Origin of the sequence: uncultured Cocleimonas sp. (assembly GCF_947495625.1) — a bacterium.
Classification (GTDB): Bacteria; Pseudomonadota; Gammaproteobacteria; order Thiotrichales; family Thiotrichaceae; genus Cocleimonas.
In genome coordinates, this window is record NZ_CANLZW010000034.1 from 31,593 (window position 1) to 50,678 (window position 19,086).

Genomic DNA, 19,086 nt, shown 5'->3' on the forward strand with positions numbered 1-19,086 from the left:
GTTAGCATAAAGTCACCCCCCTACTTTAGAGGCTTTTTTTATATCCCATGGAAAAACCACACGACATCTTTTCCAAACAACTGAACGCATTGTTAGAACCGATCACGTCAGTCAGGGATAAAGCATTAAAACTCATAATCCATGCTGGCACACCCAAAACCGGAACCACCAGCTTACAAACTTATCTGGATAAGAAACAACGCAAACTCAGGGGCAAAGGGATTCTATATCCGCATAACCTGCAAAAATTGCAAAATACCCATGCACCCAAACACCAATGGTTCGAGAAAAACCTGATCACTACTCATCACGAAAACTTTCTGGAAAATTTCAAAAATATCCTGTCACAGGTCAACGAAAACACCCACACCATAATCCTGTCATCTGAAGGAATTTATAATTACTGGTGGGATTTTCCCGAGGCATCCAAAGACCTTTTAAGAGAATTGAATAAATGCTTCAACATAGAAATCTGGATATGGTTTCGCGAACCACTGGCGTTTATCGAAAGTTATTACAAACAATGTATACGTAACCCGCAAATAGAGAATAACCCCTGTTATGGCAAAGACTTATCTCTATCCGAAATGTTAGACTTTAAGTGGTTTTCACAGCATTTAGACTATCAGGGTTTTGTCTCAGATTGCCAAAGCCTGTTTGGTGAAAACAAAATCTCGGTATTCAACTATGAAGGAGATGTAGTTCAGGAAGTTATTCAGAAACTTGGTTTAGCCACGCCGCATGATAATCCTACACCTCGCAAAAACCAGAGTTTGAATAGTGCGTCGATATCAATACTCAGAACAATCAATAGCTACAACATAAAAGCAAAAGATAAAGAGTTATTGATTCCGCCTTTAAAAGCGATGAATGAAATCCTTGGTGAATATGCTTTAGAAACATTGATGGATGATGCAACCAGAAGGAAAGTTCTGGAACTGGCTCAGCCCATAGAATTTTAGTCACCCCCCTACTTTGAGGCACTTTTTTTGTAGATTGTATTTTTAAAGACTCACAAAATTGGCAACGACAATGGCAACGATTAATTAAACGCCTGTAAGTACGGGGGTGACTTTTTAATAAAAATATCACGGCCTTTTACTTTTATTTGATTGCTCACAAAGAATATTTACACTACGCTACCCGCTTTTTAAATTATTAGATATTCTTATACTATGATCAAACGAACCCTCATCGCGGCAATTTTGTTTTTTACGATAAACACGGCTGCCACTGCGAAACCTTTTGTTTTTACCGCTATTCCTGATCAGGATGAAACAGCTTTGAAAGAGCGTTTTGATAATGTCGCTGTTTATTTGAGCAGAGCGCTTGATCATGAAGTGAAATTTGTTCCGGTTAAGTCGTATGCTGCAAGTGTTACCGCTTTCCGCAATGATGACGTGCAGTTAGCATGGTTTGGCGGATTGTCTGGTGTTCGCGCACGTTTATTATCAGAAGGTTCTCAGGCGATCGCACAGGGCGCTGAAGACCCTACGTTTAAAAGTTACTTCATCGCGCATACTGGCGTTGTGAGCAAAGATAATGACAGTAAGTCAGAAAAAATGCCTGAGTCTATTCTCAATAAAACCTTCACCTTTGGTTCTAAGGGTTCTACTTCTGGACGTTTGATGCCCGAATATCATCTACGTAAACAATTTAATAAAGCACCTGAAAAAATCTTCGAAAAAGTAGGTTTCAGTGGCAATCATTCTCGCACGATTGCGTTGGTTCAGTCTGGTGCTTATCAGGTAGGAGCAGTTAACTACAAGGTATGGGAAAGAGAATTATCAGAAGGAAAAATTGATACTGATAAGGTTTCAGTTATTTGGGAAACACCTGATTACCCGGATTACCAGTGGAGTATTCGTGGAGATGCAGACAAAGTATACGGCGAAGGTTTTACCGCTAAAGTAACTCAGGCTTTAATCGACATTAAAGACAAAAGCATTCTGGATGCCTTCCCTCGTTCTGGTTTTATTCCTGCAAGTAATGCGGATTTCCAACCGGTATTGGATGTCGCTAAAGAGATTGGTCTAATCGACCAGTAACACGCGCTTGTCTTTATTTGATCTGCAGGACGTAAGTATTAGCTATGACGAAACAGTCGTTTTAGCGAATCTTAACCTAACCATCCATGCAGGTGAACGAATCGCTCTTCTTGGTAAGAGCGGTTCGGGTAAGTCCACCTTACTGCGCTATCTTTACGAATTATCTTCAGCGCAAAAAACACACAAGCCTTCCAATCAATGTGCGTGGGCGCCACAAGCACCGGCTTTGTCCCAAAGCTTAAGTGTTTACCATAATGTCTATATGGGCCGTTTAAACGAGTATCCCACTTGGCGAAATCTGTGGAATTTAATTCGTCCTTTTGAAAATAATGTCACTGAAATTAAACAACTGTTAGACGTGCTTCGCTTAAAAGACGAATGTTTCAACAAAGTAAATGCCTTATCGGGCGGACAGCAACAACGTACTGGACTGGCGCGCGCTCTGTATCAGGAAAAACCCGTATTATTGGCAGATGAACCCGTTTCAGCTGTGGATGAATACCAGGCAGAAGAAATCATTAAGTGCCTTCAATCCTATAGCCAAACCATCATTTTAGGCTTACATGATAGTTATCTGGCGCTAAATCATTGCGATCGGATTATCGGTTTAAAAGATGGCAAGGTTCTGGTCGACTCGCCATCGAGTCAATTAACCATGGCTGATCTGGCCTGTTTGTATCAGTAGATCTTTGCTGTTATGCAAAACCCATTGACTATCTTTTCTGCTAACTTGTCTTACCGTAACGTTTCAATACTGTTTGTTGTGATTGCACTATTGTGCATTCCATTTGCAGATTTAAGTATATACAACGTAGACCCGTGGCAGGAATTAAGGCGTTTTGGCGCAGCGATACTCAACCCCGATATTGGTGATATCAGCATCTTGTTGAATGCTTTATTACAAACGCTCAGCTTCGCATTGATTGGGGTTTTTCTTGGGGTAGTTTGTGCAATACCGCTCAGTTATTTATACCGTTTTTCTATGATTCGTGGCTTGTGTGCATTTCTTCGCGCTATTCACGAATTGTTCTGGGCGCTCATCTTTTTACAAGTGTTTGGTCTACATCCGTTAACCGGCATTTTGGCGCTTGCTATTCCTTATGCCGCAACCTTTGCCAAAGTCTATGCAGAAATTATTGAAGAAGCTGATCACTCAGTGATCAAAGCCCTACCTTCCAACACTGGACGTTTAAATCAGTTTTTCTACGGTTTGCTCCCTGATGTTTGGCAGGCGCTAAAAACCTATACATCGTATCGTTTTGAATGCGGCTTGCGCAGCAGCGTGATTCTGGGTTTTATTGGTCTACCAACTTTGGGATTCTACCTTGAATCATCATTCATGCAGGGCGATTATTCCTACGTCGTGGTGTTATTACTGGTGTTTTATCTCTTGATTGCCAGCATCCGATATTGGTTACGACCGTTATTGATGCCCGTGTATTTTGCAATCGCAGCTTATACCGTATTGACCGATCAACATGATTTCAAATGGTCGAATGTGTATCGATTTTTTACTCAGGATATCATCCCTTCACCTATTCGAGGCGCAAAAGAAGGTAGCTTTAACGATCTGTGGCACTGGTTTAGCAACATTATGCAGGATCAGGCCATACCGGGAATTATCAATACCTTACTACTGACACAAATTGCATTGGTAGTGACTGGCATTCTGACCTTAATGGTTTATCCGCTGATATCGAAACACTTTCAAAACAGGATCGGTCAAGGTTTTGGACATGTCGCCTTAGTCATCATGCGCTCCACACCCGAATACATTCTGGCATTTATTCTATTGCAGTTTTTTGGGCCGTCAATGCTACCTGCCGTGATTGCTTTAGCATTACATAACGCAGGGATTATCGGACACTTAGTGGGTAATCAATCGAATACGTTAGACGTAAGAATAGATGCGCCTAAAGGCCTAAACCTTTATGCGTACGAACTCACTCCGCGAATTTATGGCAACTTTCTGGCTTACCTTTTTTATCGCTGGGAAATCATCCTGAGAGAAACGGCGATCATGGGCTTACTTGGCATTGCCACGCTGGGCTTCTATATCGATAACGCCATGCAAGACCTACGCTTCGATCGCGCATTACTGCTGATACTAATCACTGCGTTACTTAATATGAGCGTAGACGCCATCTCACGTCTGTTGAGACGCAAGAGTACCAACACGCCTAAACAGCGATAAACCGTATTCTCGTTGACTAACAGGCGCTGACTAACAGACGCCCATTCAAAGATTCCAGTTAAATGCCCAATAAAGCGCATAACTCGCGAATAAACCCGGAAAAAGAGTTTAATTCTCGAGTTAATAAGCATTAAAACGAGAATATAAACAGTCGTTGTTTATTGTGAGATTACTCTACTATTGAGTAACAACTTCAACTCTAACCGTATCGCTATACATACCCGGTTCAACTTCAGCTAAATACTGACCAGTTGTATTAAATTTAATTTTTTCGGGTTTGTAATTACAAGGGACTGACATCTTGTTGTTCTGCTTTCCAGAGATATTTTTATTCCGATAATTTAATAAATAATCAGATAATTTTGTATTGCTGCTGACATGACGCAAACCAAAATTATTATCTGTTGAAAAGTTTAAGGTGCAATCACCACTCACATTTGAGTTTAAACCCAATGTACCTAAAGAGATTGTAGGACCGGGTTTTTGTGAGCTAGAGGGTTTAACTTGGACTTCTGAAAAATAGTGAGATGTATCAACTACTGTCCCTGAGAATTTCACATACCCGGGACTAACTACATTTAATTGAATACTTGTTTTATCTTCACCTGCAGAAACGAATTGAGTCATCACAAGTAGAGAAATGACTAGAAGCGGACTTCCTTTACGTAAATACATTTTAACAAATTTACATTGTATTAACCAAAATACAGAATTGCATCTCGGTTGGGGCAAACGCTTACCTTGCATACAATATTATTACATAGTGATATTTTTGCATGTTTTTCTGACAGACGGTTATAAGGACTTTGAACTTACTTTTTATTCCAGATTTACTGCTTTTTACATACCCGTATAAACAAAAAGTCACCCCCCTACTTCAAGCCACTTTTTTTAACATAGATAAAAAAAGGCTTATAAGTGGGGAGGTGACTTTTAATAGAGCTAGTCGGTTTAGACTCGAGTACTTAACCTATAAAACATCTTTTAAAGCATCATCAAGACTTGCAACCGTACGATCAATATTTTGTAATTTATCCAAACCAAATAAACCTAAACGGAAGGTTTGGTAATCTTCTCGTTCGTCACACATAAGTGGCACACCTGCTGCAATCTGCATGCCTACAGCTCCAAATTTCTTACCGGTTTGAATTCCTTCATCCTGGGTGTAACTTACTACGACACCGGGTGCTTCAAAACCTTCTGCGGCTACACTCTTAATACCTTTAGATGCTAATAGCCCTCTAACCTTTTGGCCCAGCTCGTATTGATTTTGTTTAGCTTTGTCGAAACCGTATTCGCGGGTTTCAACCATAATGTCTCGAAAGCTACGCAGTGCATCAGTTGGCATGGTTGCGTGATAAGCGTGTGCGCCACCTTCGTATGCTTGCATGATAGTGTGCCACTGCTTGAGGTTCATCGCAAAGCTTGTGCTTTCCGTTGTTTCCATCTTTGCAATTGCTGCATCACTTAACATAACCAGACCAGCACACGGTGGACCGCTCCAGCCTTTTTGCGGTGCGCTAACTAATACGTCAACACTTGTTGCTTCCATATCTACCCAGATTGTTCCTGAGGCAATACAGTCCAGTACGAATAAACCACCCACTTCGTGAGTCGCATCGGCAACAGCTTTGATGTATTCATCAGGAAGAATCATTCCTGAAGAAGTCTCAACATGCGGTGCGAAAACCACTGCAGGCTTTTCTGCTTTGATTGTTGCGATTACATCTTCAACAGCTGCTGGTGCAAAAGGAGCTTGAGCTTCATCTGCCGTTTGTTGCGCTTTCATCACGATATGTTCTGAAGGAATACTTCCCATATCAAATATCTGTGTCCAACGGTAACTGAACCAACCGTTACGAATCACCAAACATTTCTCGTTAGTCGCAAATTGACGCGCTACAGATTCCATGCCGAAAGTACCACTGCCTGGGACGACAATAGCCGCTTTAGCATTGTAAACTTCTTTTAAGGTTGACGAGATATCTCTCATCACGCCTTGGAAAGACTGTGACATATGATTAAGAGCACGATCCGTATAAACAACGGAATATTCGAGTAAACCATCCGGGTCTACGTTTGGTAATAACGCGGGCATAAGAATTCCTATAGTTTGAGATTGATGAATAGCTTGTACATTTACTAAGTAAATAGAGTGTACGATAAATATCCAGAGCGTGTTAATAACCTTAACCACATACTCTGGGTATTTAGGGATATAACGCTAGATATAACGTTATAGTGTCTTTTTTACTGACCAACAATACTGACCAATCTTATTAGTCAGTATTGTTACTAATTTTTAAACTTTATTTCTTAAAAATCAGCTTAATTGCTCAGTAAGTTCAGGAACAACATCAAACAAATCAGCAACGATACCGTAAGTTGCAATCTGGAAGATTGGTGCTTCTTCATCTTTATTGATGGCTACGATAACTTTACTCTCACGCATACCAGCTTGATGCTGAATCGCACCAGAAATACCAATTGCAAAATAGATATCAGGAGCAACCACTTTACCGGTTTGACCTACCTGGAAATCATTTGGTGCATAGCCCGCATCAACTGCTGCACGAGATGCACCAACTGCAGCATTCATTTTTTCAGCAAGTTTTTCGATGATTGCAAAGTCTTCTTTACTACCAACACCACGACCACCAGAAACAACGATTGGCGCTGTTGCAAGATCAGGTCTTTCAGATACGGTTACATCACGACTTACAAATGAAACGCCTTCGAATGCTTCGCCAAATGCGAGCTCTTCAACAGCGGCAGAACCACCTGTCGCTTCAACTGCATCAAATGCTGTACTACGAACAGTAATCAACTTAACTGAATCACTACTCTTCACCGTAACTAATGCATTACCTGCATAGATAGGACGAACAAATGTATCTGCAGAAACCACATCAACAATATCAGAAACCTGCATCACATCTTGCATCGCTGCAACACGTGGTAAAAAGTTTTTACCGAAGTTAGACGCTGGTGCTAATACATGAGTGTAATTAGCAGCTATGCCATTTACTAACCATGCGATGTTTTCTGCCAAACCATCAGCCAGTGCCGCATCATTCGCAGATAATACTTTGCTGACCGAAGCGATTGCAGCCGCTTCATCAACCACACTTTGTGCATCACTACCTGCAACCAAAAGCGTAATATCACCACCAATTTTTGCTGCGGCGTTTAAGGTATTTAAGGTATTAGCGTTTAAAGCACTGTTGTCGTGCTCAGCAATTACTAAAATAGACATTATAGTACTCCCGCTTCGTTCTTAAGTTTATCGATTAACTCTGCCGCATTCGCCACGATAACACCTGGCTTACGAGCTTCAGGAGCAGATACACTAACGACTTCTAAACGTGGTGCAAGGTCAACACCAAAGCTAGCTGCTTCAACCATATCGATTGGTTTCTTCTTCGCTTTCATAATGTCAGGAAGTTTTGGCAGACGAGGCTCATTCAAACGTAAGTCAGTTGTAATAACCGCAGGAAGGTTGATTTTGATTGTTTCCAAACCAGCATCGGTTTCGCGTGTTAGGTTTACGCTATCGCCTTCAAACTCAGCTTTGGACGCGAATGTACCTTGAGGCCAGTTCAATAATGCTGCAAGCATTTGACCGGTTTGGTTAGAGTCATCATCAATCGCCTGCTTACCCAGAATTACTAATCCTGGCTCTTCTTGCTCTACCACTTTGCTTAATAGCTTAGCAATCCCTAAAGGCTCAGGCGCTTCATCCGCTTTGATAAGTATCGCACGATCAGCACCCATTGCTAATGCACTGCGCAATGTGTCTTGTGATTGTTCTGTACCAACGGTTACCGCAACAATCTCAGTCGCAATACCCGCTTGCTTCATACGTAATGCTTCTTCAAGTCCATTCTCATCAAATGGGTTCATCGACATTACCACGTTATCTGTGTCTACTCCGCTGCCATCTGATTTAACGCGGATTCGTACGTTATAATCGACGACGCGTTTTACAGCGACTAATACTTTCATTTCGGTTAATCCTCTTTTCTCAAATGTTACTAATTCTATTGTGTTTAGATAGTAGTGCACTTTTCATAAAACGACACTAAAAATCAAACATTTTCGTGAAATATTTTATTATTTTTTCATTTTAAAATAATTTAGCTTAATTAATTTCATTTCCAGAAGGGATTTTTGCGTATTAATTTTATTTAAATTTAGCTCATAGTGAATTTCCCAAACCTTTAAATTTCAATAATTAAGTCAAAAAAGTGCCTAAAAGTACGGGGGTGTCAAAGATAGCGCATCTATAATTGACCACTCGGGTATTGCAAGATTTCATCCAGTAGCGCTGCATTTTCAAAACGATCAGGTGAAAAATATTTCAGATATTCTGGCGGTTGCTGTTTGGTGATTATCTCAGCCATTAATTCCCCCGAAGCACAGCCTGCCATGGTTCCATAACCTGCAAATGCGCCTGACACATAAAGCCCCTGTTCCAGTTCACCCATCACCGGTAAATTGTCATCGGTTCTGGTGTAGTAACCCGCGAAATGCGTCACTGATGTTGGTATCTCATCGGCGTAAGCACTGATAGCGGGAATGAAACGACTCGCGCCTTTTAGCACCACACTGACAAATTCATCATCCGCAAAAATATCCCATTGCGGTTGTTCTTGTTGCTGATTGTATGCCCAACCCATTTTGATCTGGTCTTGTCCTTCTGGTTTGATATGCAATCAAGCGGGGAATTCTTCCAGCAGCCAGTGATATTCTTCGTACTCATTCATCAACTTCTCTTCATCTGGATTCCATTGAAGATACTGGCTATCCGCATAAATGGTAAACGGCATATCACGCGGTATTATTTGTTTGGTATCTTTAAAAACAAACTTTCGCTGCTTGATATTATAGATAGGAAGGTCGTAACCCAGGGATTTGGCGTGTTGTTGAATAAAGGGACCAGACGCCAGTAACAAATCTGTTGTTTCCAGTGAAGCACCCGTTTCAAATGAAAGCTTGAACTGACTTGATGCCGTTCTATCGAGTTCAACAACCTCTTCTGTGAGCAATTTCACGCCATTCTGTCTGGCGAGTTTTAATAACATCGAACCCAGTGCATACACTTCTATCGAGCCGGCTTTATTAATGTGTTCTACTGCTTTTACAGAATCTTCCAGATAGGGTTTTGTTTTCTGGATTAGCGCATGATCTTCCAATCGCTGGATATCTCCTATTTCACCAGAGTCCTTGTCGGTTAATGGAAAGATCGAATGATTGTCTTTATGTGTGACAAAGTCATAACCGCTGTATTTCATATTGAAGCAGTTATCACAATCCTTACTAAAGGCTTTCATTAAATCAATACTGTGACCGATGAATGTATTCATCATGGGTTGAGGCCAGTATTCCCTGAAATTTTCACCCGAACAACTGGTAGTAAACGAAAGCGGCTGAAGTTTATCAATCACGATGATCTCATCAAATACGCCCAGCTTTGATAGATAGTAAGCACTCTATACACCACTGATTCCAGCACCTAGTATGGCGATTGATCTATTATTTTTCATTTATGACATCCTAAAAATATAATAATGAAAGCAATCGAAATATATTTCGAAGTCAATTCGAAGACAGTTAAAAAACTATGAATACTAGTATTTTGCGATTTCAGTCTCTAGTACCAGATATCTTTTATCGCGGTTTGATCATGGTGCCAGTCAGCTCATTTTGGGTTAATTGGAGGGATAGTTTTATCCAGACTGGCACTATACAAAAATGAGCCGTATAGACTACAGTTAGGAGATACCGTACAGAATCAATAAAGAGTATTGATAAACTGTATCTATTTACTATCTCAGTTATCTCAGAGGGAGAAAATCATGGGTAATACCAACGTTAATACCACACCAGCTAGCGAAATCGAAGAGTTAGCAGCTAAAGATCAAAAGCACGTTTGGCATCATCTTACGCAACATAAAGGTTTTGAAACAACCACGCCCATGATGATGGTTTCTGGAGAAGGTTTAAGAATAACCGACGATAAAGGCAAAGAATATCTAGATGCTGTTGCTGGCGCTGTCTGGACTGTAAACGTTGGCTATGGCCGCGAGCGTATTGCCAAAGCAGTTTACGAGCAAATTAAAACCATGAACTTCTTTGCAGGTTCTATGGGTAGCGCACCAGGCGCACAATTCGCAGAAATGCTGATTGATAAAATGCCTGGAATGAACCGCGTTTATTATTCGAACTCAGGTTCTGAAGCGAATGAAAAAGCTTTCAAAATGGTTCGTCAGATTTCACATAACAAATATGACGGCAAGAAACACAAGATTCTTTTCCGTGAGCGTGATTATCACGGCACTACCATTACCGCTTTGAGCGCTACGGGACAACTTCAACGTAAAGATCAGTACGGTCCATTTACACCGGGTTTTGTTGAATTCCCACACTGTTGTGAATACCGTTCGCAGTTTGAAGATACGACTGACTACGGTGTAAAAGCAGCACTGGAAATGGAAAAAGTAATCCTGGCTGAAGGTCCAGATACAGTCGGTGCAGTTATTGTAGAGCCAATTACAGCAGGCGGTGGCGTAATCACACCGCCAGTAGGATACTACGAGAAAATTCAGGAACTTTGCAAAAAATACAACCTACTGTTGATTGTTGATGAAGTAGTTTGTGGTCTTGGACGCACAGGAACATGGTTCGGATACCAGCATTTCGGCATCAAGCCTGACATCGTGACAATGGCAAAAGGCGTTGCTTCTGGTTACGCAGCAATCTCTTGTACCGTTACGACTGAAGAAGTCTTCAATATGTTTAAAGAAGACCCAAGCGATAACATGAGCTACTTCCGTGATATCTCTACCTTTGGTGGTTGTACTGCTGGTCCGGCAGCGGCTATCGAAAACATGAAGATCATCGAAGAAGAAAACCTACTTGAGAACGTAACCAAGATGGGTGAGTACGCGATGGATAGAATGCTTGCGCTGAAAGAAAAGCATGCAATGATCGGCGATGTACGTGGTAAAGGCTTGTTCTTAGGTATCGAGCTCGTAAAAGATCGCGAAACCAAAGAGCCTATGGATGAGAGCGTTTCAGTAGCAATCGCAGCTGATTGTATGAAAAATGGCGTTATTATCGGTAGAACAAATCGTAGCTTTGCAACATTGAATAATACGCTATGTCTTGCACCTGCTTTGATTGCGACGAAAGATGATATCGATGAAATTATGGATGCGATTGACGCTGCAATTACTCGATTAAGTTAACGCTAAGCGCTTAATTTATAAGAAAATGCCTAAATTTGGGTCACCCCCCTACTTTTAGGCATTTTTTTTGGCTACACTTAGAGATGCAACAAAACGTTAAACTAATTTAGATTTCCCTCACAAATTAGACATTAACTAAGTTGTAAGAATCTGCCATCACTCTCCTTAAGGAGTTAGTGGTGGTGGATTTTTATTTTTTTAAATTCCTTTTTCTAAACTATACTGACTCTCATAGAAGAATAAATATAAGAGATGGATCTATAGCAGGGTCCGATATGGGATCAGAATAATCTATATAAAAAGAGACAATCGAGTTTGACTGAATATCTATTTCAACTATCAGAAACATCAACCGGCACGCTGCAATCCCGTATCCAGGAAATGATGGTGTCAGCGATCGTCAATCGTCATGTAAGGCCCGGCATGCCATTGCCTTCGGGACGAAAATTAGCGGATCAATTAAAAGTCTCTCGAAATACGGTAGTACTTGCCTATCAAAACCTAGTGGATGAGGGTTTTATTGAAACGCGTCAACGCAGTGGCTATTACGTTTGTGAAGATGTGCTATCGGGTTATGCGAATACAAAACCACAAGACACAGAAACCAAAGGAAAATCCAGCTTAGACTGGAAACAGCTTTTCAGTATTCAACCGAGTAAATTTGTTACCGCAAGAAAACAACAAGACTGGCAAAACTTTCCCTACGCTTTTTTATACGGTCAATACGATAAAGAAATTTTTCCGATATCAGACTGGCGCGAATGCTGCCGTGATGCCGCAAGTATATCTGCCATTTATGACTGGGCTTCTGATCATATCGATCAGGACAATTCAGAACTAATCGACCAGATTCATAACAAACTATTGCCTCGACGCGGCATCTTTGTTGAGCCGGATGAAATCCTGGTAACACTGGGTGCACAAAATGCAATTTTTCTTACCGCTCAACTTCTACTCAGTAAAGATAAAACCATTGGTATTGAAAACCCGGGTTATGTTGATGCCAGAAACACCTTTCTCACTCAAACCGATAAAATCACTTGTCTAGATGTTGATGAAGATGGTCTAGTTATTGATGAAAAACTAGATGACTGTGATTGCGTATATGTTACTCCCAGTCATCAATATCCAACGACGGTAACCATGCCGATAAAACGTCGTACCGAGTTACTAAAGAATGCCAAGGAAAACAATTTCATAATCATTGAAGACGATTACGAAGCAGAACTGACCTACAATAAAAAACCACTCGCCGCCCTTAAAAGTCAAGATACAGACGGTCGTGTAATTTACATCGGCAGTATTTCAAAAACACTGGCGCCTGGTATACGCTTAGGCTTTATGGTGGCACCCAAAGAATTTATCGAAGAAGCCCGCGTATTAAGACGCTTGATGTTGAAACATCCGCCGAGCAATAATCAATTTATCATCGCGCGTTTCTTACAACGCGGCTATCACGACTCCTTGATTCGCAAACTCAGTCTAACGCTATATAAACGCTCAAACGCTATGCGCGCTCAGATAGATGAGAATTTCCCTGGCGAGGCATTAGAGTCACAACACGGTGGCTCCGCACTCTGGATAAAGGGTCCCAAAGGATTAGATTCTCGCAAGCTCGCTGAAGAGCTTTTAATCGAAGGCGTTCTGATTGAACCCGGCGATGTATATTTCTACCCTAAGAAAGATAAATGTGAATATTTTCGTTTAGGATTCTCTTCATTGCCAGAAGATAAAATTGCCACGGGTATTGAAAAAATTATAGAGAAAATCAAGCATTTAAGCTAACACAAATTAAATATGGTCACCCCCCTACTTTAAGGGGTTTATTTTTAGTTTTACCATTTTTAAAACCAATGCATGCAAAAAGCTGAGCTATAGCTTACCTGAATCTAAATGCATAACTTATGCGTAAATTTATAGGGTATTAATTTTTCCTTTCTATGTTTTATTAAAGCTTTAATAATATTTTTATAAATTTTGGCTTGGTACAAAAATCAACTAAATTAGGGTATTATCCATAGATTATGCTAGATATTACAAAAGACAATATGGCCGAACCAGATTCAAAAAACACACCAACCAATTCAACATTGCTTCGTGGGCTTTCAATCCTTCAGGCTGTTTCCGCTTCTAGCCGCCCGCTTTCAATCTCTGATTTAGTGACTGAATTGAAACTCGCTAAACCAACGGTCCATAGAATTGCTACTCAACTTGAAGCGAATGGTTATCTACAAAGAGATCCGGTAGATAAACGCTTTATCGTTGGCAGTGAATTACAGAATTTCTCATTACAAGTTATCTCTAATGCCTCAATCGGCGCACCGCGACACGCAATTTTAGAAGCACTTTCAGAAGAAGTAGAAGAAACCTGCAATTGCACTATGCTCGATGGCAATCACATTGTTTATTTTGATCGTGTTGAATGTAACTGGCCTATCAAGATCAATCTGCGACCAGGTTCAAGATTGCCTTTGCATGCCACTTCTAGTGGAAAACTGTTTCTTGCTCATATGAAACCCAGAGAAAGAAGACGTTTATTAAATGCAGCACCACTCTCACGAGAAACTGATCGCACCATAGTCTCACCAGAATTATTAGAAACAGAACTAAAAAAGATCAAAGCTGAAGGCATAGCTTATGATAATGAAGAGTTGCTCAAAGGTATGGTTGCAATAGCCGTACCGGTATTCAACAGCGAAAATAAAATATGTTTTACCGTTGCGATACATGCCCCCACAACACGTCAAAGTTTTGATGATCTGAAGCTTTTTATTCCTGCGCTGAGACGTGCCGCCATGGCGTTATCATCGAGTTACTGCGATAGAAAGCTGGACTCTGATTAAGATCTGGGTAGATCCTATTTAGAACTAAATTAGCAAGATAGTTTCCCCCTCCTTAACTTACAATGATTTATTTCCTTTAAGAATAGCTAAAGCTTTTGAGTGATATTCGCGACGATACAGAATTATCACAACCCACGTGGTAGCTAACATAAATACCAAAGGATGAAAGAACCAACTCAATTCTGCCAGTGCAAAATAATACGCACGTAGACCGTCATTAAAATGATTCGCTGCCAGACTGCTTAAGTCTGCAAGCTGCTTTGCTTTTACCTTCGATACTTCGGATTCGCTCTCTTTGGCAGGAGGAATAGACCCTAGAAACGTTGAACAATAAGAATGTTGTCTAATGGACCAGGTGAACTTGAAGAAGGCGAACATGAAAATTATAATCAGCACGAGTACTTTCAACTCCCACAACACTTTTGATGTTGATTGAGCAAAAGGAATATTATGGAATAGTTTGAGTACATCATCGCCCACACCGATTAGCGCCAGCGAACTAGCTAATATCAACATGGTTGTAGATGCGAAGAAGGTTTCTTTACGGATTAAGCCATTGAGTACCTGACTGTCCATAATACGATTATCGCGTCTGATAAGTTCAAGAGCCCATTCCATGCGAACAGAGTTCATCTCCGCTAACAAACCTACTTTATGTGTATAAAATTTATAACGGGTAAACCGGACATAACTTATCCAGAGTATGACAAACCAGAAAAGAGCAATTAGATCGAGGTATGAAATACCTATTTGATTTAACGTTTCTAACACAATAGATTAACCCTGATTTTGGTGTTTAAGAAATTATGTATATTAATTTACATATTCTATTTAATCACAATTAATGGATGCTATTCTCCTTTGCACTGTTTAAGAGAATTCTCAAAGATAAGTCTTTCAATTATTTAACTTAAAAATTTACCTAAAGGAATTCGTTGAAGATAGCATTCCTCTTTATACTGTTTAATAATTTAGTGTATGACTGTTTTTTCCAAAACAACTATTGTTTTTTTATTTAGCCTTAATCAAATAAAGAAAGTCCCCCCCCCTACTTTTGAATGATATTAGGTTTTTGTTTTGTAAAAACCTAAATAGAGCCGAGCTTGCGAGACAAAAGCTTTAGCTGACCCTTTAGGGTGAGGCGTAGCCGAATAATTTATGCAGAGCTAGGGGGTTTTTAATAGTCATTTTTTATTTAACTCTCATTAAGTTCCTGACACTCAAGTTCAGAGATCTTAGTCGCGGCTTTATTAAGTTTAGGTATATATTCTTTAAGATCATCCAGACTTATGCGTGCGCTGGGCGCATGAACCGCTATTGAGTAACACACATCACCCTGCTCATTTTTGACAGGAACGGCTAAGGCAATCATGCCATCCAGATATTCACCCTGATCAAAACCGACTTCTTCTTCAGCAATTTGTCTTAATTGACCGCGGAGTTCTTTGACACTGGTTATAGTTTTATCGGTGTGTTTTGAAAGACTCGCCGCTTTTAAATAACGTTGCTGCCATGCCGTATTCATATTTGCCAGAAACAACTTACCTGCGGCTGTACAATGCAGCGGTAAATGCGAACCTACGGGCAAATGGATGCGATATGGCCAGTTACTTTCGATACGATCCAGATAAATAATTTCATTACCGTCCAATGCCGTCAGGTTGACGGTTTCATTAATACTCTCAGACAAGCTTTGCAAGATCAGATGTCTGCTGGCAGTCATGACAGAATTAGATAGCACTGCAGTCGCGAGTTTTCTTAAACGCAAACCACCGACAAAACGCTTACCGTTAGGCTCCCGTTGCAATAAGCCCTCTTCTTCTAGTTGTTGTGCGATTCTATGCACCGTTGCTTTGGGTAAATCCAGATCTTCAGCAAGGTAGGCGCTGGTCAGCGGTTTATCTGCCTTCATTATGGTTTCTAACAACATAAATCCGCGAATTAATGTCGACTGGGTGGCGTTCTCAGTACTCATATTGGCCTTTTGTTCTATAATTTAGGCCTAAAATACACGTTTAAAACATCAAAGTACATATAATTGAGATTATTCATCTCATTTAGTAAAAATAATGATTGACTTAAATTAATGAGACGATTAATCTCAATTTTCTTAAGTCGGTAACACATGACTGTTACACAATAATATGTAACAGCTTTAACAGAGGAGATCGAAATGGCTAAAATGACGCCAAGTGAAGCATTCGTAGAGACTATGGTTGCGAATGACGTAGACACCATATTTGGAATTATGGGTTCTGCTTTTATGGATGCGATGGATATCTTCGCTCCTGCTGGAATTAGTCTAATTCCGGTTGTACATGAGCAAGGTGCAACGCACATGGCTGATGGTTATTCACGTGCTACAGGTAAGCACGGTGTAAGTATCGGACAAAATGGTCCTGGTATTTCTAACTCTGTAACAGCAGTTGCAGCAGCATACTGGGCACACACTCCATTAGTAATGATCACTCCTGAGACAGGAACCATGGGTCAAGGCCTTGGTGGTTTCCAGGAAGCTAATCAGCTACCAATGTTTGAAGAATTTACTAAGTACCAGGGTCACGTATGTCACCCAGCTCGTATGGCTGAGTTCACAGCACGTTGTTTTGATCGTGCAATGTCTGAAATGGGTCCTACACAGTTAAACATTCCACGTGATTACTTTTACGGTGAAATCGACGTTACGATTCCTAAGCCTATGCGTTTAGATCGTGGTCCAGGTGGAACACATAGCCTAAACGAAGCAGCAGACTTAATTGCAGAAGCTAAATTCCCAGTAATCATTTCTGGTGGCGGCGTTGTAATGGGTGATGCAATTGAGCAATGTAAAGCACTTGCAGAACGTTTAAACGCACCTGTTGTAAACAGCTACCTTCACAATGACTCATTCCCGGCAAGTCACCCACTATGGTGTGGTCCACTAGGATATCAAGGTTCTAAAGCTTCTATGAAGCTAATGGCTCAAGCTGACGTTGTAATCGCTTTAGGTTCACGTTTAGGTCCATTCGGAACATTACCACAACATGGCATGGATTACTGGCCAACTGAAGCCAAGATCATCCAGATCGATGCTGATCACAAAATGCTAGGTTTAGTTAAAGATATCTCTGTTGGTATTTGCGGTGACGCAGGTGAAGCAGCAACAGCACTTGTTGACCGTTTAGAAGGTCGCGACCTAGCTTCTGATGCGAACAAAGATGAGCGTGTTGCTACAATGAACGCAGAAAAGTCAGCTTGGGAAAAAGAGTTAACTGAGTGGGTTCATGAGAAAGACGATTTCTCTCAGGACATGGTTGAAGAAAACAAAGAGTTTGGTTACCCATCTCCACGTCAGGTATTACGCGCACTTGAAAACGCAATGCCAGAAGACGTAATGGTTTCTACAGACATCGGTAACATCAACTCTGTAGCTAACAGCTACCTACGTTTTGAAAAGCCACGTTCTTTCTTCGCAGCAATGAGCTGGGGTAACTGTGGTTATGCATTCCCAACAATCATTGGCGCTAAGAAAGCTGCTCCACATCGTCCTGCTATCTCATACGCAGGTGACGGCGCATGGGCAATGAGCATGATGGAAACTATGACCTGTGTACGTCATGACATCCCTGTTACTGCGGTTGTATTCCATAACCGTCATTGGGGTGCAGAAAAGAAGAACCAGGTTGATTTCTACGGTCGTCGTTTCACAGCGGCTGAGTTAACAGATCAGGACTTCTCAGCAATCGCTAAAGCAATGGGCGCAGAAGCAATCACTGTTACTAAGCTTGAAGAAGTTGGACCGGCACTAGAAAAAGCAATCGACATGCAGATGAACGAAGGCAAGACGACTATCATCGAGATCTTCACAACTCGTGAATTAGGCGACCCGTTCCGTAAAGATGCATTGAGCAAGCCAGTACGTTACCTTGAGAAATACAAAGACTACGTATAAATATTAGTTTTTAACCAAACTAGTACGGTAAAAAGCCCGTTCAACGCATGTTGAGCGGGTTTTTTTTATGGGCCAAAAAAATAAAATATATAATACGAATATGTCTATAAATTGAAGATTTAATAAGTTAATCAGTTTAAGATCACTCCCAGTTCAAGCAGTGTACATCGACGATTCATTTTGAATCTACGATCGACTTTTTGGCTCTAGGTGATCCTGAAAATGACACCCCCCACCTTGTATGTTCACTCTTAAGATCAATTGAGAGTTTTTTCATAAGATAATTCTATCAATAGTTCTTTATTATAAGAGAAGTAATCGGGAAGGCCGTCCCCACCTAAAGCCATTGAATGATGAGCTTGTAAAAAGACAGGTCTCCCGCCCTCTTCATCCATTCCGTAGAGTATCCGAGGCCTTTGAGTAAAACCCTTGAGCCTGAATCACAAGGTCGGTAGGTGTTGGTACAGGGTCGGGAAACCCATTACTAGTCTAAATTATCTGAGCTTAAAGGGCTAATTTTATGAATTGTTGTGGTATTGATGTCAGTAACAAAACATTGGATGTTGTCGTTCGAAAGAAAGGGAAGTCGTTAGACTGTCGAAAGTTTGACAATGATTACGCGGGTCATATGGCGGTTATCACTTACCTAAAAAAACATAAGGTTACCCGGGTTGGCATAGAAGCCACAGGTTACTATCATTTAGATCTAGCCTTGGAATTAGATGACACTCAAGACATCGAGATAATGATTATTAACCCTCGCGCTTCCAAGAACTTTGCTAGAGCCATGATGCAACGTAACAAAACCGATGCCTCTGAT

General features: G+C 40.8%; 15 protein-coding genes and 1 pseudogene. 9 read left to right on the forward strand and 7 right to left on the reverse strand.

Annotation, left to right across the window (positions count from 1 at the left end; genetic code table 11):
• Window positions 1-47 precede the first annotated feature (47 nt).
• The 4 genes from Q1A31_RS16785 to Q1A31_RS16800 all read left to right on the forward strand — a co-directional run bounded on the left by Q1A31_RS16785 (window position 48) and on the right by Q1A31_RS16800 (window position 4,242).
• The gene (locus Q1A31_RS16785; protein ID WP_299879439.1) at window positions 48-962 is read left to right on the forward strand and encodes a hypothetical protein; all 915 of its coding nucleotides are present in this window, start codon (window positions 48-50) and stop codon (window positions 960-962) included.
• Window positions 963-1,175: 213 nt separating this feature from the next.
• Window positions 1,176-2,048, forward strand: coding sequence for a putative selenate ABC transporter substrate-binding protein (locus Q1A31_RS16790; protein WP_299879441.1), 873 nt, complete (start codon window positions 1,176-1,178; stop codon window positions 2,046-2,048).
• Window positions 2,049-2,055: 7 nt separating this feature from the next.
• Complete coding sequence (locus Q1A31_RS16795) at window positions 2,056-2,733, forward strand: ATP-binding cassette domain-containing protein (RefSeq protein WP_299879444.1); 678 nt, start codon at window positions 2,056-2,058, stop codon at window positions 2,731-2,733.
• 24 nt (window positions 2,734-2,757) lie between these two features.
• Window positions 2,758-4,242, forward strand: coding sequence for an ABC transporter permease (locus tag Q1A31_RS16800; protein WP_299879447.1), 1,485 nt, complete (start codon window positions 2,758-2,760; stop codon window positions 4,240-4,242).
• Window positions 4,243-4,419: 177 nt separating this feature from the next.
• On the opposite strand, the gene Q1A31_RS16805 is transcribed toward Q1A31_RS16800, so the two are convergent.
• The 5 genes and pseudogenes from Q1A31_RS16805 to Q1A31_RS16825 form a co-directional block, all read right to left on the reverse strand.
• Complete coding sequence (locus tag Q1A31_RS16805; protein WP_299879450.1) at window positions 4,420-4,917, reverse strand: hypothetical protein; 498 nt, start codon at window positions 4,915-4,917, stop codon at window positions 4,420-4,422.
• Between the two features lie 295 nt (window positions 4,918-5,212).
• Window positions 5,213-6,340, reverse strand: coding sequence for an aminotransferase class V-fold PLP-dependent enzyme (locus Q1A31_RS16810; protein WP_299879453.1), 1,128 nt, complete (start codon window positions 6,338-6,340; stop codon window positions 5,213-5,215).
• A gap of 225 nt (window positions 6,341-6,565) precedes the next feature.
• Complete coding sequence (locus Q1A31_RS16815) at window positions 6,566-7,498, reverse strand: electron transfer flavoprotein subunit alpha/FixB family protein (RefSeq protein ID WP_299879456.1); 933 nt, start codon at window positions 7,496-7,498, stop codon at window positions 6,566-6,568.
• Window positions 7,498-8,247 (reverse strand): electron transfer flavoprotein subunit beta/FixA family protein, encoded by a 750-nt coding sequence (locus Q1A31_RS16820; protein ID WP_299879459.1) that lies wholly within the window; start codon window positions 8,245-8,247, stop codon window positions 7,498-7,500. Before Q1A31_RS16820 ends, Q1A31_RS16815 begins: the two co-directional genes overlap by 1 nt.
• Before the next feature lie 278 nt (window positions 8,248-8,525).
• Window positions 8,526-9,719: pseudogene (locus Q1A31_RS16825) on the reverse strand (NAD(P)/FAD-dependent oxidoreductase); the annotation flags it as partial.
• A gap of 381 nt (window positions 9,720-10,100) precedes the next feature.
• Between Q1A31_RS16825 and Q1A31_RS16830 the strand changes: the two are divergent.
• From Q1A31_RS16830 to Q1A31_RS16840, 3 genes are all read left to right on the forward strand, one after another.
• Window positions 10,101-11,492 carry an aspartate aminotransferase family protein gene (locus tag Q1A31_RS16830; protein ID WP_299879461.1) on the forward strand — a complete coding sequence of 464 codons (1,392 nt, stop codon included), beginning with the start codon at window positions 10,101-10,103 and terminating at the stop codon, window positions 11,490-11,492.
• 315 nt (window positions 11,493-11,807) lie between these two features.
• Window positions 11,808-13,277 (forward strand): PLP-dependent aminotransferase family protein, encoded by a 1,470-nt coding sequence (locus tag Q1A31_RS16835; protein ID WP_299879464.1) that lies wholly within the window; start codon window positions 11,808-11,810, stop codon window positions 13,275-13,277.
• Between the two features lie 239 nt (window positions 13,278-13,516).
• A complete protein-coding gene (locus Q1A31_RS16840) occupies window positions 13,517-14,335 on the forward strand; it encodes an IclR family transcriptional regulator (protein ID WP_299879468.1) in 819 nt (272 codons plus the stop codon).
• 57 nt (window positions 14,336-14,392) lie between these two features.
• Here Q1A31_RS16840 and Q1A31_RS16845 read toward each other — a convergent pair whose 3' ends face one another.
• Both Q1A31_RS16845 and Q1A31_RS16850 read right to left on the reverse strand, forming a co-directional pair.
• Window positions 14,393-15,106, reverse strand: a complete 714-nt coding sequence (locus tag Q1A31_RS16845) for a DUF599 domain-containing protein (protein WP_299879471.1) — start codon at window positions 15,104-15,106, stop codon at window positions 14,393-14,395.
• A 424-nt stretch (window positions 15,107-15,530) separates the two neighbouring features.
• On the reverse strand, window positions 15,531-16,310 hold the full coding sequence (locus tag Q1A31_RS16850; RefSeq protein WP_299879474.1) for an IclR family transcriptional regulator: 780 nt from the start codon (window positions 16,308-16,310) through the stop codon (window positions 15,531-15,533).
• A 198-nt stretch (window positions 16,311-16,508) separates the two neighbouring features.
• Here Q1A31_RS16850 and xsc point away from each other — a divergent pair, with 198 nt between their 5' ends.
• Both xsc and Q1A31_RS16860 read left to right on the forward strand, forming a co-directional pair.
• Entirely contained in the window at window positions 16,509-18,266 is a 1,758-nt protein-coding gene (gene xsc, locus Q1A31_RS16855; RefSeq protein WP_299879477.1) for a sulfoacetaldehyde acetyltransferase, read from the forward strand.
• 520 nt (window positions 18,267-18,786) lie between these two features.
• Window positions 18,787-19,086 (forward strand): transposase (locus tag Q1A31_RS16860; RefSeq protein WP_299879480.1); only part of this gene is annotated, 300 nt, incomplete at its 3' end.